At 70.4% G+C, this 25,661-nt stretch carries 22 protein-coding genes and 3 pseudogenes; 15 read left to right on the forward strand and 10 right to left on the reverse strand.

Annotated elements, in window-relative coordinates; all coding sequences use genetic code 11:
* Positions 1 to 41: 41 nt before the first annotated feature.
* From QUE51_RS13280 to QUE51_RS13290, 3 genes are read right to left on the reverse strand one after another with little or no spacing between them, the layout of a single operon-like run.
* A complete protein-coding gene (locus QUE51_RS13280; protein WP_350226664.1) occupies positions 42 to 1,847 on the reverse strand; it encodes an AMP-dependent synthetase/ligase in 1,806 nt (601 codons plus the stop codon).
* Positions 1,848 to 1,898: 51 nt separating this feature from the next.
* The gene (locus QUE51_RS13285) at positions 1,899 to 2,588 is read right to left on the reverse strand and encodes an ATP-binding cassette domain-containing protein (protein WP_286276840.1); all 690 of its coding nucleotides are present in this window, start codon (positions 2,586 to 2,588) and stop codon (positions 1,899 to 1,901) included.
* Complete coding sequence (locus tag QUE51_RS13290) at positions 2,546 to 3,649, reverse strand: ABC transporter ATP-binding protein (RefSeq protein ID WP_286276842.1); 1,104 nt, start codon at positions 3,647 to 3,649, stop codon at positions 2,546 to 2,548. Before QUE51_RS13290 ends, QUE51_RS13285 begins: the two co-directional genes overlap by 43 nt.
* A gap of 185 nt (positions 3,650 to 3,834) precedes the next feature.
* On the opposite strand from QUE51_RS13290, the gene QUE51_RS13295 reads away from it, so the two are divergent.
* The 9 genes from QUE51_RS13295 to fdhD all read left to right on the forward strand — a co-directional run bounded on the left by QUE51_RS13295 (position 3,835) and on the right by fdhD (position 12,682).
* Positions 3,835 to 5,043 (forward strand): dipeptidase, encoded by a 1,209-nt coding sequence (locus tag QUE51_RS13295; protein WP_286276843.1) that lies wholly within the window; start codon positions 3,835 to 3,837, stop codon positions 5,041 to 5,043.
* Positions 5,043 to 6,665, forward strand: a complete 1,623-nt coding sequence (locus QUE51_RS13300; RefSeq protein ID WP_286276844.1) for an ABC transporter substrate-binding protein — start codon at positions 5,043 to 5,045, stop codon at positions 6,663 to 6,665. The genes QUE51_RS13295 and QUE51_RS13300 overlap by 1 nt, the downstream gene beginning before the upstream one ends.
* Before the next feature lie 14 nt (positions 6,666 to 6,679).
* Complete coding sequence (locus QUE51_RS13305; RefSeq protein ID WP_286276845.1) at positions 6,680 to 7,642, forward strand: ABC transporter permease; 963 nt, start codon at positions 6,680 to 6,682, stop codon at positions 7,640 to 7,642.
* Positions 7,639 to 8,538 carry an ABC transporter permease gene (locus QUE51_RS13310; protein WP_286276847.1) on the forward strand — a complete coding sequence of 300 codons (900 nt, stop codon included), beginning with the start codon at positions 7,639 to 7,641 and terminating at the stop codon, positions 8,536 to 8,538. Before QUE51_RS13305 ends, QUE51_RS13310 begins: the two co-directional genes overlap by 4 nt.
* Positions 8,528 to 9,553 (forward strand): M24 family metallopeptidase, encoded by a 1,026-nt coding sequence (locus tag QUE51_RS13315; RefSeq protein WP_286276848.1) that lies wholly within the window; start codon positions 8,528 to 8,530, stop codon positions 9,551 to 9,553. Before QUE51_RS13310 ends, QUE51_RS13315 begins: the two co-directional genes overlap by 11 nt.
* Positions 9,444 to 9,743: a M24 family metallopeptidase gene (locus tag QUE51_RS13320; RefSeq protein ID WP_286276850.1), complete on the forward strand. Its 300-nt coding sequence runs from the start codon at positions 9,444 to 9,446 to the stop codon at positions 9,741 to 9,743. The genes QUE51_RS13315 and QUE51_RS13320 overlap by 110 nt, the downstream gene beginning before the upstream one ends.
* Before the next feature lie 61 nt (positions 9,744 to 9,804).
* Positions 9,805 to 10,713, forward strand: coding sequence for an alpha/beta fold hydrolase (locus tag QUE51_RS13325; protein WP_286276851.1), 909 nt, complete (start codon positions 9,805 to 9,807; stop codon positions 10,711 to 10,713).
* Positions 10,710 to 11,747, forward strand: a complete 1,038-nt coding sequence (locus QUE51_RS13330; RefSeq protein ID WP_286276852.1) for an Lrp/AsnC family transcriptional regulator — start codon at positions 10,710 to 10,712, stop codon at positions 11,745 to 11,747. Before QUE51_RS13325 ends, QUE51_RS13330 begins: the two co-directional genes overlap by 4 nt.
* A gap of 65 nt (positions 11,748 to 11,812) precedes the next feature.
* Positions 11,813 to 12,682, forward strand: coding sequence for a formate dehydrogenase accessory sulfurtransferase FdhD (fdhD, locus tag QUE51_RS13335; protein WP_286276854.1), 870 nt, complete (start codon positions 11,813 to 11,815; stop codon positions 12,680 to 12,682).
* 59 nt (positions 12,683 to 12,741) lie between these two features.
* Here the strand turns inward: fdhD and QUE51_RS13340 are convergent.
* Both QUE51_RS13340 and QUE51_RS13345 read right to left on the reverse strand, forming a co-directional pair.
* A pseudogene (locus QUE51_RS13340) lies at positions 12,742 to 15,074 on the reverse strand (FdhF/YdeP family oxidoreductase).
* Between the two features lie 52 nt (positions 15,075 to 15,126).
* A complete protein-coding gene (locus QUE51_RS13345; protein ID WP_286276857.1) occupies positions 15,127 to 15,714 on the reverse strand; it encodes a CGNR zinc finger domain-containing protein in 588 nt (195 codons plus the stop codon).
* Positions 15,715 to 15,899: 185 nt separating this feature from the next.
* On the opposite strand from QUE51_RS13345, the gene QUE51_RS13350 reads away from it, so the two are divergent.
* Together QUE51_RS13350 and QUE51_RS13355 are read left to right on the forward strand one after the other, a co-directional pair.
* A complete protein-coding gene (locus tag QUE51_RS13350; protein ID WP_286276858.1) occupies positions 15,900 to 17,087 on the forward strand; it encodes an MFS transporter in 1,188 nt (395 codons plus the stop codon).
* A 61-nt stretch (positions 17,088 to 17,148) separates the two neighbouring features.
* A complete protein-coding gene (locus QUE51_RS13355; protein ID WP_286276860.1) occupies positions 17,149 to 17,544 on the forward strand; it encodes a VOC family protein in 396 nt (131 codons plus the stop codon).
* Positions 17,545 to 17,549: 5 nt separating this feature from the next.
* Here QUE51_RS13355 and QUE51_RS13360 read toward each other — a convergent pair whose 3' ends face one another.
* Positions 17,550 to 18,227, reverse strand: a complete 678-nt coding sequence (locus tag QUE51_RS13360; protein WP_286276862.1) for a hypothetical protein — start codon at positions 18,225 to 18,227, stop codon at positions 17,550 to 17,552.
* Between the two features lie 112 nt (positions 18,228 to 18,339).
* A complete protein-coding gene (locus tag QUE51_RS13365) occupies positions 18,340 to 18,678 on the reverse strand; it encodes a hypothetical protein (protein ID WP_286276863.1) in 339 nt (112 codons plus the stop codon).
* A 184-nt stretch (positions 18,679 to 18,862) separates the two neighbouring features.
* Here QUE51_RS13365 and QUE51_RS13370 point away from each other — a divergent pair.
* Together QUE51_RS13370 and QUE51_RS13375 are read left to right on the forward strand one after the other, a co-directional pair.
* Positions 18,863 to 19,252 (forward strand): annotated as a pseudogene (locus QUE51_RS13370) (YchJ family protein).
* Positions 19,253 to 19,381: 129 nt separating this feature from the next.
* Positions 19,382 to 20,806, forward strand: coding sequence for an APC family permease (locus tag QUE51_RS13375; RefSeq protein WP_286276864.1), 1,425 nt, complete (start codon positions 19,382 to 19,384; stop codon positions 20,804 to 20,806).
* 85 nt (positions 20,807 to 20,891) lie between these two features.
* On the opposite strand, the gene QUE51_RS18235 is transcribed toward QUE51_RS13375, so the two are convergent.
* Positions 20,892 to 22,217 (reverse strand): glycosyltransferase, encoded by a 1,326-nt coding sequence (locus QUE51_RS18235; RefSeq protein ID WP_350226781.1) that lies wholly within the window; start codon positions 22,215 to 22,217, stop codon positions 20,892 to 20,894.
* On the reverse strand, positions 22,217 to 23,332 hold the full coding sequence (locus QUE51_RS13385) for a family 1 glycosylhydrolase (RefSeq protein ID WP_286276865.1): 1,116 nt from the start codon (positions 23,330 to 23,332) through the stop codon (positions 22,217 to 22,219). Before QUE51_RS13385 ends, QUE51_RS18235 begins: the two co-directional genes overlap by 1 nt.
* A gap of 323 nt (positions 23,333 to 23,655) precedes the next feature.
* Here QUE51_RS13385 and QUE51_RS13390 point away from each other — a divergent pair, with 323 nt between their 5' ends.
* Entirely contained in the window at positions 23,656 to 24,012 is a 357-nt protein-coding gene (locus QUE51_RS13390) for a YciI family protein (RefSeq protein ID WP_286276866.1), read from the forward strand.
* A gap of 1 nt (position 24,013) precedes the next feature.
* Positions 24,014 to 25,225: pseudogene (locus tag QUE51_RS13395) on the forward strand (RNA polymerase sigma factor); the annotation flags it as partial.
* A 70-nt stretch (positions 25,226 to 25,295) separates the two neighbouring features.
* Here QUE51_RS13395 and QUE51_RS13400 read toward each other — a convergent pair.
* Positions 25,296 to 25,517 carry a DUF7455 domain-containing protein gene (locus QUE51_RS13400; RefSeq protein ID WP_286279393.1) on the reverse strand — a complete coding sequence of 74 codons (222 nt, stop codon included), beginning with the start codon at positions 25,515 to 25,517 and terminating at the stop codon, positions 25,296 to 25,298.
* Positions 25,518 to 25,661 lie beyond the last annotated feature (144 nt).

A 25,661-nucleotide genomic window follows, 5' to 3' on the forward strand; every position in this document is an offset into this window, starting at 1 on the left:
TACGTCGAATGGGCCGCGCCGGTTTCGACGCGGGAGCGGGGTCAGCCGTAGATCGAGCGCAGCGCGTCCGGGAAGTGCTCGAGCACGGTCTTCCGCCGGACCTTGAGGGACGCCGACAGCTCACCGTCCTGCTCGGTCAGCTGGCGGGGGAGAACGGCGTACTTCTTGATCGCCTCCGCGTGCGAGACCGCCTCGTTCGCTGCCGACACCGCCCGGTCGAGCTCGCCGCGGACGGACGGATGCTCCGCCGCCTGCGCGATGGTCAGGGGCGGCAGGTCCTTGCTCGCGAGCCAGCCGGGCAGCATCTCCTCGTCGAGGGCGAGGAGCGCACCGATGAACGGCTTGCCGTCGCCCACGACGACCGCCTCCGAGATGACCGGGTGGGAGCGCAGCGCGTTCTCGAGCGCGGCGGGCTGCACGTTCTTGCCGCCCGCGGTGATGATGATCTCCTTCTTGCGGCCGGTGATGTGCAGGTAGCCGTCCGCGTCGAGCCGTCCGTAGTCACCGGTGAGGAACCAGCCGTCGGCGAAGGCGGCCGCGGTGGCCTCCGGGTCGTTGCGGTAGCCGGCGAAGACGTTGGGACCGCTGACGAGGATCTCGCCGTCGTCGGCGATGCGGATGCCCGTGCCGGGGTAGGGGGCGCCGACGCTGCCGATCTTGATGAGGCCGGGCCGGTTCACGGCCGTGGGGGCGGAGAGCTCGGTGAGACCGTAGCCCTCCATGACCGTGACGCCGAGCCCGCGGAAGAAGTGGCCGAGCCACACGGCGAGCGGCGCGCCGCCGGAGATCGCGTAGGTGGCCTGCCCGCCCATGATCGCGCGGATGCGGCGGTACACGAGCCGGTCGGCGAGCGCGTGCTGGGCACGGAGCGCCGGGGACGGTCCGCGGGCGTCGAGCGACCTGGAGTAGCGCTGGGCGACGTCGGCGGCCCAGAGGAACAGGCGGTGCCGGGCGCCCGTGCCCGAGAGCTGGTCCGCGCGGTTGTAGAAGGTCTCGAACACGCGCGGCACCGCGAGCAGCCAGGTCGGCCGGAAGGCCTGCAGGTCCGCGACGAGCGTCTTGGTGTCCGGGGCATAGCCGACAACGGAGCCGGAGTAGACGCAGAGGAAGTTGATGAACCGGCCGAAGACGTGGGAGAGCGGCAGGAAGAGCAGTGTCCGCGTCTCCTGGCCGGACACGACCGGCCCGAGGTTCGGGTCGTCCACGCCGTTGACGATGTGCTCGACGAAGTTGCCGTGAGTGAGCTCCACGCCCTTGGGGCGGCCGGTGGTGCCCGAGGTGTAGACGAGGGTCGCGAGCGTGTCCATGCTCGCCTGAGCGGCCCGAGCGCGGATGTCGGTGGCCGGCACCCGCTCGCCGGCGGAGGTCAGCTCCTCGAGAGCGCCGTCGTCGATCACCAGCACGCGCTGGAGGGCGGAGTCGCCGACGAACCGGCCGACGAGCTCGCCCATGGCGGCCGTCTCGGCGAGGATCAGCCGCACCCCGGAGTCCTCGACGATCCAGCGCACCTGCTCAGCGGAGGCCGTCTGGTAGATGGGCACCGACACGGCGCCGCAGTACAGCACGGCGAAGTCGGCCACCGACCACTCGTACCGGGTGGCGCCCATGATCCCCACCCGGTCGCCCGGGGCGATGCCGAGTGCGGCGAGCCCCCGCGCGACGCCGAGCATGTCGCCGAAGAAGCGGGCGACGGTCACGCGCTCGAAGGTGCCGTCCGCGGTCTTCCGCTCGGCGAAGACGCTGTCGCCCTGCGTCGCCATCCGCTCGTTCAGCAGGGAGCAGAGGGACATGTCGGGGGTGGTGCGACCGTGGGCCGGTGTCCACGTCTCGCGCAGTTCGTCGGCCACCTGCAAAACCCTAGCCCGGGCGAGGCGGTCGGTCCTGCGGCGCGGCGGCCCTCAGGCGGCCTGGACCCCGGTGAGCTTGCCGCGCTCTGAGCGGGTGAGCGGCGGGATGGACGCGAGCAGCTCCTGCGTGTAGGCGTGGCCGGGCCGGTCGAAGATCTGGCCGACGTCGCCGGTCTCCACCGCCTCGCCGCGGTACATGACGAGGACGCGGTGTGCGAGGTTCCGCACCACCGACAGGTCGTGCGAGATGAAGAGGATGCTGAGGCCGAGGCGGTCCTGGATGTCGACCAGCAGGTCGGTGACCTGCGCCTGGATGGTGACGTCGAGGGCCGACACGGGCTCGTCGCACACGAGCACGTCGGGGTCCCGCATGAGGGAGCGGGCGATGCCGATCCGCTGGCGCTGGCCGCCCGAGAACTGGTGCGGGAACCGGTCCATCATGTCCGGCTGCAGCCCGACGAGCTCGAGGAGCTCGGCGACGCGGTCCCGGCGCTCCTTCGAGCTCCCGGTCCTCGTCACCGTGAGCGGCTCGGCGATCACGTCGCGGACGCGCATCCGGGGGTCGAGGGAGGTGTACGGGTCCTGGAACACCATGCCGAGGCCGGGCTGGGCGCCGGGGCGGCGTCCGCGGGTCTGTCGCGTCACGTCGCTGCCCCGGTAGAGCACCGTGCCGGAGTCGGAGCTCTCGAGGCCGACGATCATGCGGGCGAGAGTCGACTTGCCGCTGCCCGACTCGCCCACGATCGCGAGGGTCTCGCCCCGGGCGAGGGTGAGGTCGACGCCGCGGACGGCGGGAACGGTGCGGCGGTTGAACGCGGAGCCGAGGGTGAAGGTGCGGGTGAGGCCGTCGACCTCGAGCACCCGCGTGCCCTCGGGCGCGGCGACCCCCGCGAACGCGCGCCGGTCGGCGGTGCGGCCGGCTGCGACCGGGAGAGTCGCGACCGGCGAGGAGCCCGCTGCCGCCGCGGAACCGGCGACCGCGAGCACGCGCGGGGAGCGGGATGCGGCGCCGAGTCGAGGAGCCTCCGCGTGTAGTCCTGCTCAGGCGACGCGAAGATCGTGTCGGCGTCGCCCTGCTCGACGATCTTCCCGCGGTACATGACGGCGAGGCGGTCGGCCACCTCCGTCACCACGCCGATGTCGTGCGTGATGAGGAGGACGCCCATGTTGAGGCGGCCGCGGAGGTCGTGCAGCAGGCGCAGGATCTGGGCCTGCACGGTGACGTCGAGCGCCGTGGTCGGCTCGTCGGCGATGAGGAGGTCGGGCTCGAGTGCGATCGACATGGCGATGAGGATGCGCTGGCGCATGCCGCCCGAGAACTGGTGGGGGTAGTCGTCGACGCGCTGGCGGGGGTTGGCGATGCCGACGAGGTCGAGCAGCTCGACCGCGCGGGTCTTCGCCTGCCGTCGGCCGAGGCCGCGGTGGACCCGGAAGATCTCGCCGATCTGGTCGCCGACGGAGAGGACGGGGTTGAGGGAGGAGAGGGCGTCCTGGAGCACCATGCTCATCCGGTCGCCGCGCAGCTTCCGCCGCTGCTCCTCGCCGAGGTCGAGCAGCGACGTCTCGCCGAGGCGCAGCTCGCGCGCCGTGACGACGGCCGCGTCGTCCTGGATGCCCATGATGGCGCGAGCGGTGACGGTCTTGCCGGAGCCGGACTCCCCGAGCAGGGCCACGAGCTCGCCCGGGCGCACGTCGAGGTCCACTCCGGTCGCGGCGGGCACCAGACCCGCGCTCGTCCGGAAGGAGATGTCGAGGCCTCGCACCGTGAGCACGGGCGCGGGGACGATCGGCGTAACGGCCATGACTCCATGATGCACGGATAAACGCGCCGGAATGTTTCGATTCGATGAAGTTGCGACCGAAATCCACCACGACACTTGACGTGAGCGCCGGAAAGAAGTGGGGTGGTGTGCGGTTGCGCCGATCCCGGCGAGATGCCGGCCTCTCGCCGCCGGCTGCACGACCCCCTGCACCGAATGGAGAGAACGTGCTCGAACCAGCAGAGCGCTATACGGGTTACACCGCCTACGACTACCTCGAGAAGGGCGTGGACTACCGCGAGTTCGCATACGCGAAGCAGATCGGCCGCGTCCCCGAGTACCAGGGCCTCGAGCTCAGCGAGTCGCAGGCGACCCGCGCCAAGAAGCTCCTCGAGGAGGAGACGGTCATCTCCCTCCACGAGCACCTGCAGGTGTTCCCCGAGGACATGGGCCAGCTCCGCGACCACATCCGCCAGGGTCGCGAACCCACCGCCTACGAGGGCCTGTCCCGCTCGGGCCTCACCGCGGTGTTCGACAACGGCATGGACGGCACCTGCTGCATCTCGAGCGACGCGGGGTGGAAGTACCAGGACGTGCTCTTCGACCTCGGCGTTCGGATGGCCGACCTCGCCCACCAGGACTTCGTCATCAAGGGCGAGAGCCTGAAGGACATCCAGTACGCCAAGGAGACCGGGCGGATCGCCCACATCTTCGCGCTCGAGGCCGCCACCCCGATCGAGAACGAGGTCGACCGGCTCGACGTCCTCTACGGCTTCGGCGTGCGCCAGATGGGTATCGCCTACTCCGAGGCCAACTACCTCGGCGGCGGGCTCAAGGAGCGCGGCGACGGCGGACTCACCTACTTCGGCGAGCGCGCCGTCGCGCGGATGAACAAGCTCGGCATCGCCATCGACATCTCGCACTCGGGTGACCGCACGTGCGTCGACGTCATCAAGGCGTCCACCAAGCCCGTCTTCATCACGCACGCCGGCGCCCGCACCGTGTGGCCGACCAACCGCATGAAGACGGACGAGACCATCGTGGAGTGCGCCAAGCGCGGCGGCGTCATCGGCATCGAGGCGGCCCCGCACACGACGCTCTCGCCCGATCACCCCAAGCACAACCTCGAGTCGTTCATGGATCACTTCAAGTACTGCGTGGACCTGGTCGGCATCGAGCACGTCAGCTTCGGCCCGGACACCCTGTTCGGCGACCACGTCGGCTTGCACCATGCCTTCGCGGCGCAGCTCTCGCTCGGCCAGGCCCACGGCAAGGTCGAGTACGAGGAGGTCCCCTACGTCGACGGCGTGGAGAACCCCGCCGAGGCGTTCACCAACATCATCGGCTGGCTGGTCCAGCACGACTACTCCGACGACGAGATCCGCGCGGTCGTCGGCGGCAACACCCTGCGCGTTCTTGAGGAGGTCTGGTTCTGATGCGAAAGAGATATCCGCTGCTCGCCGGGGTGGCCGCGATTGCGGTCCTCGCCCTGAGCGCGTGCGCCCCGGAGGCGCCGCCCGCTGCGACGAGCACGAGCACGGCGAAGGCGGGCACTGACACGCTCAACATCGCCACGACGACGGACGTCGTCAACTACAACCCGCTCGTCGGCAACAGCCGCAGCGACTACTGGGTCAGCAACCTCATGTACCCCCACCTGCTGTCGATGAACGAGGACGGGGACCGCATCCCCGAGGTCGCCACCGACTGGGGCTACGTCGATGAGACGACCGGCTTCTACGAGATCCGCGACGACATGAAGTGGAGTGACGGCGAGCCGCTCACCGCGGAGGACGTCGCGTACACGCTCAACGCCACGAAGAAGGACAAGCCCGCGGGCACGCTCTACGGGCAGCTCGCGAACATGGACTCCGCCGAGGCCGTGAGCAAGACGCGCGTCGAGATGAAGCTGTCGAAGCCCGACGCCTCGATCGTCGAGGGCATCGGCTTCTGGGGCAACATCGTCCCGCAGCACGTCTTCGAGAAGGCCGGCTCCGTGGCCGAGTTCGCGAACGACGGCTCCGACGGCGGCTGGGTCAGCGCCGGTCCGTTCGTGCTCACCAAGGTGCAGGTCGGCCAGAGCTACACCATGGACCGCGTCGAGGACTACCCGATCGTCAAGGGCGGCACCCCGATCCCGGCGAAGGTCGTCTACCGCGTGTACCCCGACGTGAACGCCGAGATCCTGGCCCTGCAGAGCGGAGCGGTCGACGCGATCGCGAACGCCCTGCCGCCGGCCCAGGTCGAGCAGCTGAAGAACACGGCGGGCATCAAGGTGGAGGAGTCCACCGGCCTCGGCTACGCGCACATGACGTACAACATGGACAACCCCGACCTCGCCAAGGTCGAGGTGCGCCAGGCGCTCGCGCACGCCGCCGACTACGACGCGATCCGCAAGGTCGTGCTGCAGGGGCAGGCCGTCTCGACGGGCTCCAGCCCGCTGATGGAGGTCCACGGCGACTACTACGACAAGTCGATCAAGGAGTACGACTTCGACGTCGACAAGTCGCGCTCGCTCATGGAGAAGGCGGGCTACACCGCCGACGCCAACGGCAACTTCCCGGTCTCCTTCCGGCTCATCTACTCGCTGCAGGACAGCGTGACGAGCCAGTGGGTCCAGCTGGTGAAGGACAGTGCGGCGAAGGCCGGAATCACGATCGAGCTGCAGGGCACCGAGCGCAACACCTACCTGGCGATGACTAACGCGGGTGACTACGACATCTATGCGGGCAACTTCGCCATCATGGAGGACCCGGTGACGAACATGGTCCTGTCGTACCTCCCCGGCGGAGCGATCAACTACACGCACGTCGACGACCCCGAGCTCAACGACCTCATCAACACGGCGTCGACGAGTGCGGACGAGAAGGAGCGCGTGAAGCTGATGCGGGAGGCGGCGCAGATCGTCCACGAGAAGGTCTACGACAACATCATGTACTCGCAGCAGCTCTACTTCGCCCACAGCGACAAGTGGACGGGCTTCGTCTCGAAGCCCAGCGAGCTGCTGTCGATCGTGAACCCGGTGTCGCTGGCCAGCGCCTCCAAGACCGCGAAGTAGCAGAGGGGCCGCCCGTGTCCATCGCTCTGTTCGTCCTCCGCCGCCTGGGCAGGGGAGTGTTCACGATCTGGTTCGCCGTGACCGTGACCTTCCTCCTGCTCCGGCTGCTCCCGGGGGACCCGGCGCTCGCCGTGGCGAGCCCGAACATGACCGAGGAGACGCGGGCGGCCCTGCTCACGCAGTACGGGCTCGACCAGCCCCTGATCATCCAGTACTTCATCTACCTGGGGCGGCTGGTGACGGGAGATCTCGGCACCAGCTTCACCCAGTCGATCCCCGTGGTCGACGTCCTGCTCCAGCGCCTGCCCTGGACGCTCGTGCTCACCGCGAGCGCCCTGGTGCTCACGGTGCTGCTCGGCATCCCGCTCGGCGTGCTCGCCGCCTCGCGCCGCGGCAAGGCGATGGACCGGTTCGTGCAGATCCTCGGCGTGACCGGGCAGTCGCTCTTCGTCCCGAGCGTCGGGATCGCGCTGCTGCTCCTCTTCGGTCTCTGGCTGCGCTGGCTGCCGATCGGCGGCGCCTACGACGACGCCGTCTACGGCGTCGCCTGGTACGGCTCGGTGCTGCAGCATCTGCTGCTGCCGGCGCTGTCGCTCACCCTGATCCAGCTGGGGTCGTATGTCCTCACGGTGCGGGCGACGCTCATCGACGCCCTCGGCGACGACTACGTGACCCTCGCCAAGGCCAACGGCCTCTCACCGCGGCGCATCCTCTGGAAGCACGCGCTGCGCAACGCCCTGCTGCCGGCCACGACCCTGATCGGCCTCCAGCTCGGCTTCCTCGTCGGCGGCGCCGTGCTCACCGAGACGGTGTTCGCCTACCCGGGCATCGGGCGCGGCATCTACGAGGCCGTCACCCAGCTCGACTTCCCGGTGCTGCAAGGCGCCTTCCTCCTGCTCGCCGTGACGGTGGTGGTGGCCAACATGCTCACCGACATCGTCTACGGGTTCCTCGACCCGAGAGTGAAGACCGCATGACCGCGCCGATCCCCGAAGCGGCCCTCGAGCCGATCCCCGAGCCCATCGCGACCGGGGGCAGCCGCGCCAGCCGTGCGACCTGGCGCGCCTTCCGCAAGCAGCCGCTCGGCCTTCTCTCGCTGGCGATCCTCGGGATCCTCATCCTCATCAGCATCGCCGCGCCACTGCTCGCTCCGTATCCGGCCAGCTACGGGACCGACGTGCTCAAGCCCCCGGGCGGCGGCTATCCCCTCGGCACGGATGCGCTCGGCCGGGACCTGTGGGGTGAGATCGTCTGGGGCACCCAGCAGTCCGTGCTCGTCGCGGTCGCCGCCTCCGCGATCGCCATCGCGTTCGGCACGCTCGTCGCGGTTCTCGGCGCCTACATCCCGAAGCTCGACGCGGTCATCGGCGTGGTCGTCGACCTGACCCTGTCGCTGCCGGTGCTGCCGCTGATGATCCTGGTGGCGGCGCTCGTCGGGCCGAGCACGTCGACGATCATCCTCGTCGTGGCCGCATTCTCCTGGCCGGAGGTGACGCGCATCGTCCGGTCGCAGGCCCTCGCGGTCGTGAAGCTGCCGTACATCGACGCGGCCCGGCTGATGACGCGCAACCACCTGTGGATCATCGGGCGGCACGTCGTCCCCGCGGTCGCGCCGGTCATCGTGGTGTCCGTCGTTGTCACGGCCTCGCGCGCGGTCCTGTCCGCGGCAGGCCTCGCCTTCCTCGGCCTCGGCGACCCCACCACCTGGTCGTGGGGCCGGATCCTCTACGAGGCGCAGGCCTCCGGGGCGATGGTGAGCGCCTGGTGGCTCACGCTCTTCCCGTCGCTCGCCATCCTCGCCCTGGTGCTCTCGGCGACGCTCCTCTCCATCGCCTACAACGACGCGCGGAACCCGAGGAACCATGACCGCTGAGACCCTTCCCGCGCCGACAGCGGTCGGAGGCGCGTTCAGTCAGCGCCTTCCGAGCGGGGTGTACGACCGCATCCAGGAGCGCATCGTCGCCCGGCTCGAGAGCGAGGGTCTGCAGGCGATCCTCACCGACGACCCCGAGGACGTCTCCTACCTCACCGGCTTCTTCCACCACCCGGGCGAGCGCCCCGTGGCGGTGCTGCAGACCGGCGCCGGATCGACGGTGCTGCTGCTGCCCGAGCTCGAGCGCCAGCACGCCGAGGAGCAGGGCGCGCGCGCCGAGATCGTCGCGTTCGCGGAGTACCCCGGCATCGAGAACCCCTGCGCGCCGCTGGCTCGCGCGGCCGGCGGACTGCGCGGGCGGGTCGGCGTCACCACCCTCGTCACGCAGCACCGCCTCGCGATGCTGCAGTCGGCGTTTCCCGACGTCGAGTGGGTGCCGACGGAGCTCGTGACCCGCGCCCGCTACGTGAAGTTCCCCGAGGAGATCGCGCAGCACCGGGAGGCCGCCCGGATCACCGACATCATGCTGCGCTCGGGCGTGGACCTGATCACCGAGGCCATCGCCGCGGGCGGAGCGCTGCCCTCCGAGGCGGACCTGGCAGGCCACGTCGGCCGCGTGGGCGTCGGGCTCATGTACGGCGAGCACAGCGACGTCGTGGTCATCTCGTTCCTCGCCGGCGGGCTCGTCTACGCGGGCGCGAACAGCGCGATCCCGCACGGGCTGCCTTCGGGCTACCGGCTCCGCGACGGCGACACCTTCATGCTGTCGCTGGGCGCCGCCGTGGGGGCCGCTTCGTCGAGGGCGAGCGCACCTTCGTGCTGGGCGAGCCCACCGCCGACCAGCGCCGCTACCACGACACCGTCCGTCTCGCGCAGGCCGAGGGAGCCGGGCGATCGCGCCCGGGGTGGAGTGCCGGGCGAGCAACGCCCGCTGCCTCGACGTCATCCGCGACGCGGGGCTCGGCCAGTACCTGAGGCACCGGCAGGGCCACGGCATCGGCCTCGGCATGCATGAGCCGCCGTGGCTCGAGGACGGCGATCCGACCCTCCTCGAGGCCGGGATGATCGTGTCCAACGAGCCGGGGATCTACATACCCGGCCACGCGGGCTACCGGATCAGCGACAGCATGCTCGTGACCGCGTCCGGCTCCGAGCCCCTCACGTCGTTCCCGCGCTCGCTTGAGGACTGCACGATCCCCGTCTGAGACGTCCGAGCCTCGGCTCGACCCCGACCAAGCGCACCACGCACCATCAGGAAGGACCCCCATGTCAGAGGTTTCCCAGGAGTTCGCACGCGCGACGACCAGCGCTCAGCGAGTGTCGATCAACGGCAACGAGCTGGCCGTCGAGGTGCTGGGCCCGGAGGGGGCGCCGGTCATCCTGACCCATCACGGCGCGCCCGGTCTCGGCTCTCGCGCCGAGCCTCGCAACAGCTTCGGCCGGCTCGCCGACGAGTACCGCGTTGTCGTCTTCGACGCGCGGGGGAGCGGGGAGAGCGAGGGCTCCGGCGAGCTCAGCCACGAGCAGTGGGCGGCGGACCTCGACGCCCTCCGCGAGTGGATCGGCGCGGAGAAGGTGGTCATGGCCGGCGGCTCCTACGGCGGCTTCATGTCGATGGAGTACGCCACCCGGTACCCGGAACGCGTCGCCGCCATGGTGCTGCGCGACACGGCCCCTGACAACTCGCACGCCGAGCTGGCACGCGCGAACGCCCTCGCCAGCGACCGCGTCGTGATCGATATGGAGAAGTTCGACCGCATCGACGAGGGCCGCGTCCGGGACAACGAGGACCTCAAGGACTGCTGGCGCGAGATCCTGCCCCTCTACGACTTCGAGTACGACCCCGCCGCCGTGGAGAAGAAGGTCGAGGCGACGCCGTACCGCTACGAGGCGCACAACTACGCGTTCTCGAAGAACCTCAAGGACTACGACCTCAAGCCGCTGCTGCCCACGATCACCGCTCCGACACTGATCACGGTGGGCCGGACGGACTGGATCACGCCGGTATCCTGCAGCGAGACGATCGCCGAGCTGATCCCCGACTCCCGTCTGGCGATCTTCGAGCGGTCCGGGCATTCGCCGCAGATCGAGGAGGCCGAGGAGTGGACCCGAACCGTCCGCAGCTTCCTGCACGAGGTCTACCCGCCGAACGGGCCGGCCGACGCGCAGCCGTGAACCCGCACGCCCTCGATCGCCTCGACGACCTGGGCCGGCGCATCGTCGTCGCGCTCCAGCGTGACGGCCGCGCCAGCTGGCGCGCCATCGCGGACGTGGTCGGCGCCTCGGTCACCACCGTCGCGCGCCGCGGTCAGCAGCTGCTGGCCGACGGCGTCGTGAAAGTGGCCGTCGTTCCCGCCCTCTCCGCGGGCGGTCCGTACGCCTCGTTCTGGGTGCGGATCAACTGCCGGCCCGGGATGGCGATGGCGGTGGCGGCCACGCTCTCCGCGCACCAGGACGTCCGCTTCTGCTCGACCGTGTCCGGCGAGTACGACCTGATGGCGGAGATCATCGTGCGCGGGGGAGCCACGAATCAGCTCTCCGTCGTCGAGGGCCTCCGCTCCATCGACGGTGTCGAGCGGTGGCGCAGCGACCTGATCATGCACGTCTACAAGGTGAGCTTCCAGTGGGGCCGGCAGCTCTACGGCGAGCTGCTCGGCTCGGAGCCCGAGGAGGACGACGGCCGGTCCGTCGACCCCGTGGACTGCGGGCCGGACCACTTCGACGCAGCCGACCTCGAGATCCTCTCCGTCCTTCGCGAGGACGGGCGCGAGACGTTCCAGCGGATCGCGGACCGGCTCGGCATCAACGAGTCGAGCGTGCGCCGCCGCTTCGACCGGCTGCGAGCGGGGCACTGCGTCGAGGTGCACACCCTGGTGTCCTCGGCGGCGCTCGGCATGAACTCCGAGACGCTCATGACAATCAAGGTCAGCCCATCGCGGATCCAGGCCGTGGGGGAGGAGCTCGCGCACCATCCGTCGGTGCGGTTCCTCGCGTCGCTGGTCGCCGACAACTCCCTCCTCTGCGAGGTGATCACGCCCTCGGTGCAGGAGCTGCACACCTTCCTCAACGACTTCCTCGCGCGTCTCGACGGGGTGGAGGGGTGGTCGGCGTCGATGGAGCTGCTCTACCTCAAGCGGGCGTTCGTGGAGACACCGTGGTGGAGCAGCGAGACGAAGGTGCCGGGACTTCTCGCCGAGCTGGGCGTCTAGCCGGAGAAGGTAGCCTTGCGGCACGCACCGCGGCCGTCGCCGCGCTGCCCGCGGGAGGGAGAAGCATGGGCGCCACCACTCAGCGCCGGCCGGTCATCCGGCTCCGTGCGAACGCGGAGCCGCAGGAGAACCAGCCGCCTCTCTTCCGCCACGACCGCCCGGACGTGCTGGCCGTCGAGGAGCCGCTCGAGATCCGCGTCGACGGCGAGCAGTTCTCGGTGACGATGCGCTCACCCGGCGACGACTTCGACCTCGTCGCCGGCTTCCTCGTGTCCGAGGGCATGGTCTTCGAGCATGACCACCTCGTGGCCATGCGGTACTGCTCGGGGCTCGACGCGGACGGACATCAGACGTACAACGTCATCGACGCCGTGATCCGCGCCGACGTGCCCCGTCCCGAGCACGCCACCGCACGACAGGTCTACACCACGAGCTCCTGCGGCCTGTGCGGCGCGGCGTCCATCGAGGCCGTCACGCGCGCCTCCCAGCACGCCATCCGCCCGCCGCGTCGCACGGTCTCCTACGACCTTCTGGCCCGGCTTCCCGACCTGCTCCGCGAGGGGCAGGCCGCGTTCGACCGCACCGGCGGCGTGCACGCCGCCGGGCTCTTCACGGCGGACGGCGAGCTGCTCTGCCTGCGCGAGGACGTGGGCCGGCACAACGCGGTCGACAAGGTCGTCGGCTGGGCGCTGCGCGAGGGGCGCCTGCCCCTCGACGACACGGTGCTGCAGGTCTCCGGCCGCGCCTCGTTCGAGCTCGTCCAGAAGGCGAGCATGGCCGGCATCCCGATGCTCGCCGCGGTCAGCGCGCCCAGCTCGCTCGCCGTGGACCTGGCGCAGACCAGCGGGCTCACGCTCGTCGGGTTCAGCCGGGGGACCGGCATGAACGTCTACGCGCACCCGGAGCGGATCAGCGGCCTGCCGCCCAAGCGCTGAGCTGCCCACTTCCGCGGCAACTGGGCGCCCAGTTGCCGCAGAAGTGGGCAGGTCGGAGATCAGGCCGGGACGGCCGCGACCTCCCGCACCTTCTCCAGGCGGATGGTCACCGACTTCGACGTCGGAGTGTTGCTGACGTCCGCGGTCGAGTCGAGCGGGACCAGGACATTCGTCTCCGGGTAGTAGGCGGCCGCGTTGCCGCGCGGAGTGGAGTAGGGCACCACCTTGAAGTGCTCCGCCCGGCGCTCGACGCCGTCCGCGTACTCGGACACGAGGTCGACCAGGTCGCCCTCCTCGAGGCCGAACTCGCGCAGGTCGTCCGCGTTGACGAGCACCACCCGCCGGCCGCCGTGGATGCCGCGGTAGCGGTCGTCCTTGCCGTAGATGGTGGTGTTGTACTGGTCGTGGGAGCGGAGGGTCTGCAGGATCAGCCGGCCCTCGGGGATCCTCGGGTACTCCAGGGGTTGGCGGTGAACATCGCCTTGCCGGTCGCGGTCGCGAACATCCGGGCGTCCCGGGGGCCGTTGGGCAGCACGAAGCCGTTGCCCGGCTCGATCTTCTGCTCGAAGTCCTCGAAGCCCGTGACGACGCGGCCGATGTGCTCGCGGACCAGGGTGTAGTCCTCGCTGAGCGCCGCCCAATCGGCCTGCGGCCGGTTGGCGGTCGGCGAGCCGTCCGCGTCCATGAACGTCGCCATCGCGAGACGGCAGATGATTGCGACCTCGGACAGCAGGTCGTCGCTCGGGGGCTTCAGCCGTCCCCGGGAGGCGTGCACGGCGCTCATCGAGTCCTCGACGGTGACCATCTGGTCGCCCGTGCGCCTGCGGTCCCGGTCCGTGCGGCCGAGCGTCGGCAGGATGATGCCGCGAGCGCCGGTGACGAGGTGCGATCGGTTCAGCTTCGTGGACACCTGCACGGTGAGGCGCGTGTTGCGCAGGGCCTGCTCGGTCACGCGCGTGTCGGGCGTCGCCCGCGCGAAGTTGCCGCCCATGCCCATGAACACGCGCACCTTGCCGTCGCGCATCGCCCGGATCGCGTGGACGGTGTCGTAGCCGTGCTTGCGCGGGGAGGCGAAGCCGAACTCCGCATCGAGTGCATCGTGGAAGCGCTCCGGCATCCGCTCGAAGATTCCCATGGTGCGGTCGCCCTGCACGTTGGAGTGGCCGCGCACGGGGCAGAAGCCCGCACCCGGCTTGCCGACGTTGCCCTGCAGGAGCAGCAGGTTGACGACGTCCTTGAGCGTCGCCACCGAGTGCTTGTGCTGCGTCAGGCCCATCGCCCAGCAGACGATGGTGCTTTTCGAGGCGGCCATGCGGTCCGCGGTGCGGCGGATCTGGGCGAGCGGCAGCCCGGTGGCCGTGACGACCTCGTCCCAGTCGAGGCCGCGCAGCTCGTCCAGGTAGTCGTCGAGCCCGCTCGTGTGGGCCTCGAGGAACTCCCGGTCGAAGACGCCATCGCCGGCCTCCTCCTTCTCGAGGAGCGCCTTGCCGAGGGCCTGGAACAGCGCCTGATCGCCCCCGAGCTTGATCTGCAGGTGGTCGTCGGAGATCTCCGTGCCACCGAGGAGCATGCCGTGCACGGTCTGCGGGTTCTTGAAGCGGATCAGCCCCGCCTCCGGCAGCGGGTTGATCGTGAGGATGACCGCGCCGTTCTTCTTCGCCTTCTCCAGGGCGCTGAGCATCCGGGGGTGGTTGGTGCCCGGGTTCTGGCCGGCGACGAGGATCAGCTCCGCCGAGTGGACGTCGTCGAGGCTGACGGTGCCCTTGCCGACGCCGATCGTCTCGCCGAGCGCGGATCCGCTCGATTCATGGCACATGTTGGAGCAGTCGGGCAGGTTGTTGGTGCCGAGGCCGCGCACGAACAGCTGGTAGAGGAACGCCGCCTCGTTGGAGGTGCGACCCGACGTGTAGAAGACGGCCTCGTCCGGCGATTCCATCGCCTTCAGCTCGTCGGCGATGATGCGGAACGCCGCATCCCAGGAGATCGGCCGGTAGTGGTCGGAGCCCTCGTCCCGCAGCAGCGGCTCGGTGAGGCGGCCCTGCTGCTCGAGGAAGTAGTCGTCCTGCGCGGCGAGGTCGGAGATCGAGTGCTCGGCGAAGAAGCCGCTGCCGACGCGGCGTCGGGTGGCCTCGGCGGCGACCGCCTTGGCGCCGTTCTCGCAGAACTCCGCCGTGTGCCGGTGCTCGCCCTCGGGCCAGGCGCAGCCCATGCAGTCGAAGCCGCCCTTCTGGTTCACGTTGAGGAGCGTCTGGGCGCTGCGGACGGCGCCCATCTGATCGATCGACATGCGGAGGGCGGCGACGACGCCGGGGATCCCGACGGCGCTCCGCTCGGGGGACTCGATCTCGAGCTTCGACTCGTCGATGCCCTCTTTCGGCGCGCGCTTCGTCATTGAGAGTCCGTTCCCTGGAGTTGTTTCCAGGGTAACCCGCGCGAGCCGTGCCTCAGCCGCTCGCGCGGCCCGTGCGGCGTGCGTAGGCGCGCTTCGCCTTCTCCCGGCTGCCGCAGATCGAGGTGGCGCACCAGTGCGATGCCTGGTTGCGCGAGGAGTCGTAGAAGAGCCACTGACAGGTGTCCCGGTGGCACACCTTCAGCCGCGACCATGTCCCGTCGTCCATCCCGGTGCGGAGCGCGTCGATCATCGGGGCGAGCAGCGAGCCGAGCGGCGACGCGCCGGCCAGGGCGATCCGCCCCTGCTCCACGGTCGCGGTCAGCCGGAGCTCCCGCAGGTCCCGTTCGAGCCGGTCCTCGGCCGGCTCGGCGTTCTCGAGCCCGGAGTGCTCGCGGGCCAGCCGGCGGATGTCCTCCCGCAACCGCACCGCCAGCTCGCGATCCTCGTCGGTGAGTGATGGCGGGGCGACCACGCCCGCGCGGTCGGCCCAGGCCGTCAGGCCGTCGAGGGTCGAGAACTCGTCGCTCTCGGTGCCGTCCTCCAGGTCGATCGTGTTCACGAAGGATTGGACCAGGGCGAGGCGCCCGGGAGCCGGCGCGCGGCCGCCCGGCTGCACAGGCGAGGTGGTCCAGGAGGTCACGGCGAGATTTTACTACCGAAAGCTGTTCGCTGGTTATAGCGTCGAACTCACGAGCGAACGCGAATGGGTGGTGAGACGGTGACGGCACCGGCGAGAGAGGGCTCCGGCTTCCGCTGGCTCTGGGCAGCGGTCGGCACGGCCGCCGTGGGTGAGCAGATCGGCGAGCTGGCCGTGCCCTCCTCGCGGTGCTCCTGCTCGACGCGAGCGCCGGAGAGCTCGGCCTCGTCAACAGTGCCCGCTGGCTGCCCTTCGTGATCCTGGCGCTTCCCCTCGGCGTCCTCGTGGACCGCCGTCGCCGCAAGCCGCTGCTCGTCGGTGCCGACCTGGCGCGCGGGCTCCTCACCGGCGTCGTCGTGGTGCTGGGGCTGGCCGGCCTGCTCACGCTCCCGGCACTGATCGCCCTGGTCCTCGTGCTCGGCGCCGGCACGGTGCTGTTCGAGGTCACCTATCAGTCCTTCCTCCCCTCGGTGGTGCCGAGGTCCGGCCTGGAGCGCGCGAACAGCCGCCTGCAGGCGACGAGCGCCGTCGCCATGGTGGGCGGGCCCGGCCTCGGCGGCATCCTCGTGCAGCTGCTGACCGCCCCGGGGGCCCTCGTCGTCCACGCGGGCTCCTACCTGGCGTCCGCCTTCGCTCTCAGCCGCATCCGCGCCGTGGAGAGCCTGCCGGAGCCGTCGGGCGGGTTCCGGCGTCAGCTCCAGGAGGGTCTGCGCTTCGTCTTCCGGGACCCGCTGCTCGTCTCGATGACCGGGTTCTCGGCCCTCTACAACTGCTTCGAGCAGTGGATCATGACGCTCTTCCTGGTCCACGCCGTGCGCGAGCTCGGCTTCGATGCGGCACAGGTGGGCCTGATCCTCTCGGTGGGGGCGATCGGCGCCGTGGCAGGCGCCGCCCTCGCGTCGCGGACCGTGCGGCGCTTCGGGGTGGGCAGGACGAGCCTCGGCTGCGCCGCACTGGAGTGCCTGGTGCTGGTCGCCATCCCGTTCGTCCCCTCGGCGTGGCCGCCGCTCCTGTCGGGCGCGGTGCTCGCCGCGGTCTTCTTTCTCAACGGGGGCGCGACGGCGCTGTCCGGTGTGGTGCTGATCACGATCCGGCAGCTGCGGACGCCCGACCGCATGCTGGGGCGGGTCAGTGCGAGCGGGCGCTGGATCTCCTACGGGAGCGTCGCGGTCGGCGCTGCCCTCGGCGAGCTCGTCGGCGAGACGCTGGGGCTGGTGCCGGGACTCGTGATCGGCACGCTCGCCAACCTCAGCACCGTGGTCTGGGTGGCGCTGACGCGCCTGTCACGGGTCGGCGACCCGAGCGAGGTCGTCTCGGTCGAGGGGGCCGCCGAGGAGGGCATGACCGCAGAACACGAGGTCGTCCGCGACCGATGACGGTGGCCTCTGCCAGGGTGTGCGAAGAGGCGGACGCCGGTGCCCGCCAGAAGGACTCGCCATGCTCCGCGGACTCGCCAACGTCAGCTTCTTCGCCGCCGACCTCGAGGAGGCGGGGCGGTGGTACACCGAGCTGCTCGGCTTCGAGCCCTACTTCTCGGTGCCCGGCTATCTCGAGTTCCGCATCGGCGACTACGCGCACGAGCTGGGGATCATCGACGCGCGCTACGCGCCGCCCGGCCCCGGCGAGCCGGGCGGCGCGATCGCCTACTGGCACGTGGACGACGTGAGGTCGACGCTCGATCGGCTGACCGAGCTGGGCGCCAGCGTGCGGGAGCCGATCCGCGAGCGCGGCCATGGCTTCGTCACCGCCTCCGTGGTCGATCCCTTCGGCAACGTCCTCGGCGTGATGCAGAACCCGCACTACCTCGAGATCCTCGAGCGGGACCAGGCCTGACGCCTCTACTCGCCGAGCGCCGCGAGCAGCTCCGCCTTCGTCTTGGAGGACGCGCCGACGATCCCGCGGTCGCGGGCGGCGGCTCGGAGCCGCACGGTCGTCCAGGACGCGCTGGGCACATCCTTCGAGTCGCTCCGCGGCAGCGGAGGCGTCAGAGGCTCGACAGCGTCCGCATAATCGCCGGTGCTGCTGGTGGTGTCCGTGCTGCCGTCCGTGCGAGACCTGTCCGGAAGGGGAGAGGGCTCGGGCTGCTGGGCGGACGTGGGTTGGGCCACCGCCGCCTCTGACGCGGGGATGTCGTCCGGGCCGGCACTGGTGGCCGGACCCGGGGCTGCAGGAGCGGCTGGTGGAGCCGTCGTGGCGACCGAGGTCTCCTCGGCTCGAGAGTCGGAAGCGGGTCGGGCGGTGTCGGAGCGTGCGTCCGCCGGCGAACCCGACGCCGCGTCGGCGGCCTCGCGGGCCTTCGTCGCCCGCTTCTCCGCCTTCTGGATCGACTTCTGTGCCGCCTCGATGCGGGCGAGCGCCTTCTTCCGCACCTTGCCCAGCCGGTCCGCCAGCTCCTGCGCCTTCTGCTGCGCCTGCTTGGCGACCTTTCGGCGGGCCTTCTGTTCGTCCTTCTCGCTCGCCTTGCCCGATCCCTTCTTCTTCTCGTCCTTGCCGCGCTTGGACTGCTTCTTGGCCACCAGGTCGCCTCCTCGGGTCGGGCGCCCATTCTGCCGCACGCCCGTGAACACGCAAGAGGCGGCGGGGCGGAAGGGGGTCCGGGCCTGTCAGCGGTGCGGCAGCGGACGCGGATCAGAGCCGACCGCGCGCCTTGTTCTCACCTACCAGGCTCACGACGTAGTTCTCGACGCCGAACTGCTTGTCGGTCCCGGGGTTCGGAGCGAGCTGTTTAATGCAGACGTAGCCGTCCCTGTTCTTGTCGTAGTTGAGGGTGACGTCCGCTTCGATGGTCGCGCGCTCCTCCGCGGTGTACGCGCGCCAGTCGACCAGCTCGAACGCCTGCTCGAGCGTCACCAGCTGCTGAGAGCCGCACCCGGCGACCGGGGCGGCGGCCGCGGCCTGCGCAGAGGCGACCGAGAGGCCGGCGACGGTCAGGGCTGTCAGGACGACGCCGGTCACTCTGCTGTTCATGGGCACTGCCTTTCGGGTGGGGAGCCGGGCGGGTCGACCGGTCGGGCACACGGTATCGGCGGCGGCGAGAGGCGCACCAGGGGAGCGGCCCCCTCCCGCGCCCCCTCTGCCTGGTCGCGCTCGAGAGAGGGCACAGCAGGGACACGCAGGTGGACCCAGAGCGCAGTCGGGGCAGGATGAGGGGGTGCGCCCGAACGATCCCTGTCCGTGCGGCAGCCGGCTGCCGTATATCGAGTGCTGCGGACCAGTTCACGCGGGGGCGCCGGCGGGCACCGCGCTCGCGCTCATGCGATCCCGCTACAGCGCCTTCGCGCTCGGTCTGGGCGAGCACCTGCTCCGCACCTGGCACCCCGACACCCGCCCGGACGGGGTCGAGCTCGACGACGACATCCTGTGGCGGCGACTGCAGATCGTGGACACCGCCCGGGGCGGCGAGGCCGACGACTAGGGGATCGTCGAGTTCCGGGCCGTGCACCGCGCAGGGGACTCCTTCGGCGTGCTCCACGAGCGCAGCCGGTTCGTGCGCATCGACGGCGAGTGGCTCTACCTCGACGGGGTCCTCATCGAGGACTGACCAGGCGCTATGGCATCCCGGGCGCAGGCGTCAACCCGGGGGCGCGGGGGTCGCGTAGCGGGAGCGGCTGAGAGCAGACTGGCCGCCACGTGGGAAGAGTCCCGAAACGCCTCACCGTAGGGGGATGACATGGCCGTCACCGAGAAGCGAAGCGACACCGAGCCTGAGCTGAAGCGGGTGCTGGGTCCCAAGCTGCTGCTCCTCTTCATCATCGGCGACATCCTCGGCACGGGCATCTACGCCCTGACCGGCCAGGTCGCGGCGGAGGTGGGCGGCGCCGCCTGGGTGCCGTTCATCGTCGCGTTCCTGGTCGCGCTCGTCACCGCCTGCTCCTACCTGGAACTCGTAACGAAGTTCCCTCAGGCCGCGGGCGCCGCGCTCTACGCGCACAAGGCGTTCGGGATCCACTTCGTGACCTTCCTCGTGGCCTTCACCGTGATGTCGTCAGGGATCACGTCGGCGTCGGCGGCGTCCGGCGCGTTCGCCAGCAACTTCGCGATCGGCTTCGGCCTCGGCGATTCCGCCCCGATCCGGCTGCTCATCGCGGTGGTGTTCATCCTCCTCATCGCCGCCGTCAACCTGCGCGGCGTCGCCGAGAGCGTCGGGCTCAACGTGGTGCTGACCTGCATCGAGCTCTCCGGCCTGCTGCTGGTCATCCTCATCGGCGCGTTCGCCATCTTCGGCGGCGCGGCGGACTGGTCGCGAGTGGTGGCCTTCGAGACGCCCGAGGACAAGAACGTGATCCTCGCCATCAGCACCGCGACCTCGCTCGCGTTCTTCGCGATGGTCGGCTTCGAGGACTCGGTGAACATGGCCGAGGAGACGAAGGATCCGGCCCGGATCTTCCCGCGCATCATGCTGACGGGCCTCGGCATCACGGGGCTCGTCTACGTGCTGGTCTCGATCATCGCCGTGGCCCTCGTGCCCGTCGGCAAGCTGGCGGGCAACGACACGCCCCTCGTCACGGTCGTGGAGACGGCCGCGCCGGGCTTCCCGATCGGCGCGCTCCTGCCCTTCATCTCGCTGTTCGCGGTGGCGAACACCGCCCTGCTCAACATGATGATGGCGAGCCGGCTGCTCTACGGCATGAGCCGCCAGGTGGTCCTCCCGCCGTTCCTGTCCAAGGTGCTGCCCACGCGGCGCACGCCGTGGGCGGCCATCATCTTCACGACGGCAATCGCCCTGGCGCTCATCGTCTACCTCTCGCTCGACCCGAAGGGGCCGGTCGCCCTCCTGCTCGGCGGGACGACGTCGCTGCTCCTGCTCGCCGTGTTCGGCGTGGTGAATGCGGCCGTGCTGGTGCTGCGGCGGCAGCCGGTTGAGCACAAGCACTTCCGGACGCCCGCCCCGCTGCCGATCCTCGGCGCGATCGTCTGCCTGTACCTGGTGCTGCCCTGGACCTCGGGCCGCCCGATCGAGCAGTACCAGATCGCCGGCGTGCTGATCGTGCTCGGCGTGATCCTCTGGGCGATCACCGCGCTGCACCGCCGGCGCACCGGCTACCACGCCGAGGGGCCGGTGGAGGAGCCGGAGCGCATCGGCCCCGTGGGCTAGGGCGAGGGCCCCTCGTGCACGAGATGCCACTCGGTGCCGCCATCCGGAAGGGCTGGGAGCACCGAGTGGCATCCTGTGGAGATTCCTAGGCAGTCGCCTCGGTCTCGGTGCCGCCGACGCTGGAGCGGAAGACGAGCTGCTCCATGCGCTCGGCGATCCGGTCCCAGTCGTGGTGCTTGAGCAGCCGCCGGGCCTCGCGGCCCGGGTGCGACGTCGCCATGCCGCGGACCGTCTCCAGCGCGGCCGCGAAGCCGGCGCCGTCGTCGGCGAAGGTCACGACCTCGCTGAAGTCGGACACGACGTCGGGCACGCGGGTCGACACGATCGGGAGGCCGCTCGCCAGGTACTCGAGCGTCTTGGTGGGGCTGATCGACTTCGTCGCCTCGTTGAGCGCGAACGGCATGATCGCGACATCGAGGTCGGCCATGTGCCCCGCGAGTGCGGAATAGGGCTGGAAGCCGAGATAGCTGATGTTGGGCGCCTGGGGGAGCGTGGCCGGGTCGATCTTCGTGACCGGGCCGATCATGCGGATGTCCCACTCGGGTGACGCCGCAGCCAGATCGGCGACCAGCTGGAGGTCGAGCCGCTCGTCGAGCACGCCGACGTAGCCGGCGACCGGTCGTCCAGTGCGGGGAGTGCGGCCCTGCGCCGCCACCGCGTAGTCGCGCGTGGACACGCCGCTCGGGAAGAGCTCGGCGTCGGAGCGGCCCTGCTTCACCACCGACCGGTGCAGCGACCGGCCGCCCGCGAACACGACGTCGGCCTTGCGCAGAGCCTGCCGCTGGCGGACGACGAGCTCGGGAGCGGCGTCCTTGAACGCGGCCAGATCGTCCATCACGTCGTACACGAGAGTGGTGGGGTTGAGGGCGAGGGCCGCCTCGAGCGCGAGGGGCGTGTAGATCCACACGACGCGCTCACCGCGCGGCGGCCCCACCAGCTCGGGGAGCTGCTCGATGTAGTCCGGCATGACCTCGTCGAAGAATCCCACGTGGTGGCCGGGATCCGGGATCTCCAGCCAGACGCGCGTCAGGCCGTCCACCTCGGTGCTGCGCAGCCGGTTCCGGGAGGAGTCCGGATCGGCCGAGGGCATCGGCTCCTCCACGAACCAGGTCTTCCGGAAGGAGCCGGAGCTGAAGCGCGAGACCAGCTGCTGGGGTCGCTGCCACACCCAATCCCAGCGGAGGTGGGAGAGAACGATCAGTTCTGTGGACATCGGCGACCTCAATTCCATGGTGGTAGTCGGGCGGGGAAGGCTGTGACCCAGGTTGAGCTGCGGCCTTGGCTGGAAGGTCCACTCGGCGAGCTGCGGAAGGTAGCCGCGCAGCCAGGTGGCGACCGGCTCACCGAGCTCGAAGGCCGGGAGCCCAGCAGCGGGAACGCCGCGGGCGGCGGCCGCATAGGACGACGCCATCACCGAACCGTGGCGCTCCAGGCTCGCGTCGAGCCAGTAGACCCCGACGGGGTCGATGTGGCCGTCGGCCCGGAACAGGAGCGAGTTCCAGTCGGTCGAGTCGAGGAAGGGGAACCAGCAGAGACCGTCGAAAGGGATCCCGCGGTCCCTCGCGATCTCGCACTGCTCGAGCACGTACTTGAACCAGGTGGCCCGGTCGGCGGTGGAGCCGCGGACGTTGGTCTCCGTGAGGGCGCACGGCAGGCCGTAGCGCTCCCAGTACTGCTCGATCTGGTCGGCAAGGGGAAGCGGGTTCGGGGTCGGCGCCGAGCCGCCCCCGTTCCCGAAGTTCCACTGGCAGTGGGCGTAGTAGTCGAGCCCCAGAACGTCAATGGAGCCCGGGACGAGGGCCTGGAGCCGGTGGCCCCCGCCTCTTCGAGAAGCTCGCCGAGCGGGCCCTCGGGGTCGTAGCCGCGGCCGAGGAAGGCGTCGATCGCGAGGAAGCGCCGCTCGTTCGCCATGTCGGCGTAGCGCTGTCCCGACTCGTCCGAACCGGTGTGGAACTCGCAGGTGTCGGTCCAGATGTGGCGCGCGCCGGGCAGGAGGCGCCGGTAGAGGCGGCTCGCCTCGGCGACGGCGGGAAGCACGTTCGCGAGCAGGTCGACGAAGTTCGTCATCCCGGAGAGGTAGGGCGGCCAGACGGCCTCGTGGCCGCTGAGGAAGAGGGTGGAGAAGGGCTCGTTGAAGAGCGTGTACTCCTCGATCCACGGGTAGCGCCGAGCGAAGGCCTCCGCGTAGCGGAGGTAGGCGCTGCCGAAGCGGGGATCGGCGAAGCCGCCGGTCAGCCACGCCGGATAGCTGGTGTGGTGCACGAGGTCGACGATCGGACGGAAGCCGCTCGCGCGCAGGTGCTCGAGCACCTCGTCCGTCTCGGTCCAGTCGAAGACTCCCGGTGCCGCCTCGAGGCGGTGCCACCGGATCGGATACCGCAGCCGGGTGACCCCGGCGTCTTCCAGGAGCGCAAGGTCCGCCCGCCACCGCTGATCGTGTTCCGTCGTCTCGAAGACATCCCGGTCGTGCGCCGGCATGTACGTGCTCTCGAATGCGCCGATGATCTCGATGGGAGGGAGGGCCATGTGGCTCCATTTCTCGTGCGCGCGTGCACACGGGGACGGATCGCCGGGGAGGCGATCGGGGCTGGAAGCCCACCGTAAGCAGGCTTGGGCTTTCCTGTCGCCCGCTTGTCACAGCGGCGAATCGGCGCTAGCGGGTGTATCGCCCCTGCTCGGGGGCTTATCGACGATACTCCTGCGCGAGTCGTGGGCCGGACCCGCGCTCTCCTGCGCGGGCCACTCCTCGCCCGCCGGCGATCGGTTCTGGCAGGGTGTCGATCGAGGGATGCCCCGATCGTCTAGAGGGTGAGAGCCGGGAACCGCCGGCCGAGCAGGAGGAGACGACAATGACCCAGTATTTGATCAGCCTGTACCAGCCCGACGGCGTCGTGCCGCCGCCCGAGTTCCTCGAGCCGGTGATGCAGAAGCTCGGCGGACTGCAGGAGGAGATGACCTCGGCCGGCGCCTGGGTGTTCTCGGGCGGGCTGCACCAGCCGGACACCGCGACCGTCGTCCGGCCGCAGGAGGGAGGTGCCGCGCTCCTCACCGACGGTCCCTACGTGGAGGCGAAGGAGCACGTCGGCGGCTTCTGGGTCGTCCGCGCGGACGACCTGGACGGCGGCCTGCGCTGGGCCCGGAAGGTGAGCGACATCACCGGCCTGCCCGTCGAGATCCGCCCCTTCGCGTTCTCGACCCTGCCCTGAGGTGACCGAAGAGGCGCCGGATGTCGCGGCCGTGTTCCGGAAGGAGTACGGGCGCGCCGTCGCGGTGCTGACCCGCGTCTTCCGTGACCTGGACCTGGCGGAGGACGCCGTGCAGGAGGCGTTCGCGATCGCCGTCCAGCGATGGCCGGTCGATGGTCCGCCGCCGAGTCCGGCCGGCTGGATCCTGACCACTGCCCGCAACCGCGGAATCGACCGGCTCCGTCGCGAGGCCGCTCGCCAGGACAAGCACGCGCAGGCGGCGCTGCTCGCCGTTCCCGACGAGCAGCCGGAGGAGGGACCCGTGGAGGACGAGAGGCTGCGGCTGCTCTTCACGTGCTGTCACCCGGCGCTCGCGCCGCAGGCGCAGGTCGCCCTCACGCTGCGGCTGCTCGGCGGGCTCAGCACGACCGAGATCGCCCGAGCGTTCCTCGTGCCAGAGGCGACCATGGCCCAGCGGCTGGTGCGCGCGAAGTCCAAGATCCGGCATGCGCGCATCCCGTACCGGGTGCCGGAGGAGGCCGACCTGCCGGAGCGGCTCGCGGGCGTCCTCGCCGTGATCTACCTCGTGTTCAACGCGGGCTACGTCGCGACCGCGGGGGACCGCCTCGTCCGGGAGGACCTGTGCCTGGAGGCGATCCGGCTCGCGCGACTCGTGTGCCGGCTGATGCCCGACGAGCCCGAGGCGCAGGGCCTGCTCGCGCTCCTCCTGCTGACGCAGTCCCGCCGACCGGCCCGGACGGCGGCGGACGGGAGCCTGGTTCTCCTGCCCGACCAGGACCGCGGCCGCTGGGACCGGGAGCTGGTGGCGGAGGGGCAGGAGCTCGTGCGCGCCTGCCTGCGCCGCAACACCCCCGGTCCCTACCAGCTGCAGGCGGCCATCGCGGCGGTGCACAGCGACGTCCGCACATCGGAGGAGACGGACTGGCGGCAGATCGTCGCGCTGTACGACGCGCTGCTCGCGATGGCCCCGAGCCCGGTGGTCGCGCTCAATCGCGCCGTGGCGGTCGCGGAGGTCGCGGGGCCGGAGGCGGCGCTCGCGCTCCTCGACGACCGGGCGCTGCTCGGATACCAGCCGTTCCACGGCGTGCGGGCGGACCTGCTCAGGAGGGCCGGACGCAGCGCCGAGGCCCGCGCAGCGTACGAGGCGGCGCTCGCGCTCACGGACAACGCGGTGGAGCGGGCCTTCCTGCTGGGAAGACTCAGCGAACTGGGGCGCGAAGGTCCTCTTATTAAGCCGAGCCGCCCGCGGCTGCGGACGGCTCGGGGAGCTCAGAAGGGGAAGGTCAGGCCTTGTCCTCGGTCAGACGGCTGGACTCGTCGTGCCAGCTGCGTGCGACGCTCGAGAGCTTCTCCTGGTACTTCTTGCCGTGGTGCGCGCAGAACAGGAGCTCGCCGCTGCCCAGCTCCACACGGATGTAGGCCTGCGCGCCGCAGCTGTCGCAGCGGTCGAGCGCGGTCAGCTCATAGGTCGGAGCGGCGAGAGCTTCAGTGGTGATGTTCGACATTGTGCTGCTCCTCTTGGTTACCGGTGCGTCACTGGGTTCAACCATCAAAGCACGCCGTTGTTCCGCACTTGCTTCAAGCGTCGCACCGTTTCGCTCTGCGCGTAGCCGATCGTTACACGATCGTCCATCACTCGTTACTTTGCA

It is taken from the genome of Naasia aerilata, from assembly GCF_030296595.1.
GTDB lineage: Bacteria > Actinomycetota > Actinomycetes > Actinomycetales > Microbacteriaceae > Naasia > Naasia aerilata.

Coding starts and splice junctions, on each gene's coding strand:
- QUE51_RS13315 (WP_286276848.1), top strand. CDS start 8,528: ATGACCGCTGAGACCCTTCCCGCGCCGACAGCGGTCGGAGGCGCGTTC.
- QUE51_RS13385 (WP_286276865.1), bottom strand. CDS start 23,332: ATGGCCCTCCCTCCCATCGAGATCATCGGCGCATTCGAGAGCACGTAC.
- QUE51_RS13325 (WP_286276851.1), top strand. CDS start 9,805: ATGTCAGAGGTTTCCCAGGAGTTCGCACGCGCGACGACCAGCGCTCAG.
- QUE51_RS13375 (WP_286276864.1), top strand. CDS start 19,382: ATGGCCGTCACCGAGAAGCGAAGCGACACCGAGCCTGAGCTGAAGCGG.
- QUE51_RS13300 (WP_286276844.1), top strand. CDS start 5,043: ATGCGAAAGAGATATCCGCTGCTCGCCGGGGTGGCCGCGATTGCGGTC.
- QUE51_RS13400 (WP_286279393.1), bottom strand. CDS start 25,517: ATGTCGAACATCACCACTGAAGCTCTCGCCGCTCCGACCTATGAGCTG.
- QUE51_RS13355 (WP_286276860.1), top strand. CDS start 17,149: ATGCTCCGCGGACTCGCCAACGTCAGCTTCTTCGCCGCCGACCTCGAG.
- QUE51_RS13290 (WP_286276842.1), bottom strand. CDS start 3,649: ATGGCCGTTACGCCGATCGTCCCCGCGCCCGTGCTCACGGTGCGAGGC.
- QUE51_RS13365 (WP_286276863.1), bottom strand. CDS start 18,678: ATGAACAGCAGAGTGACCGGCGTCGTCCTGACAGCCCTGACCGTCGCC.
- fdhD (WP_286276854.1), top strand. CDS start 11,813: ATGGGCGCCACCACTCAGCGCCGGCCGGTCATCCGGCTCCGTGCGAAC.
- QUE51_RS13310 (WP_286276847.1), top strand. CDS start 7,639: ATGACCGCGCCGATCCCCGAAGCGGCCCTCGAGCCGATCCCCGAGCCC.
- QUE51_RS18235 (WP_350226781.1), bottom strand. CDS start 22,217: ATGGCGTCGTCCTATGCGGCCGCCGCCCGCGGCGTTCCCGCTGCTGGG.
- QUE51_RS13390 (WP_286276866.1), top strand. CDS start 23,656: ATGACCCAGTATTTGATCAGCCTGTACCAGCCCGACGGCGTCGTGCCG.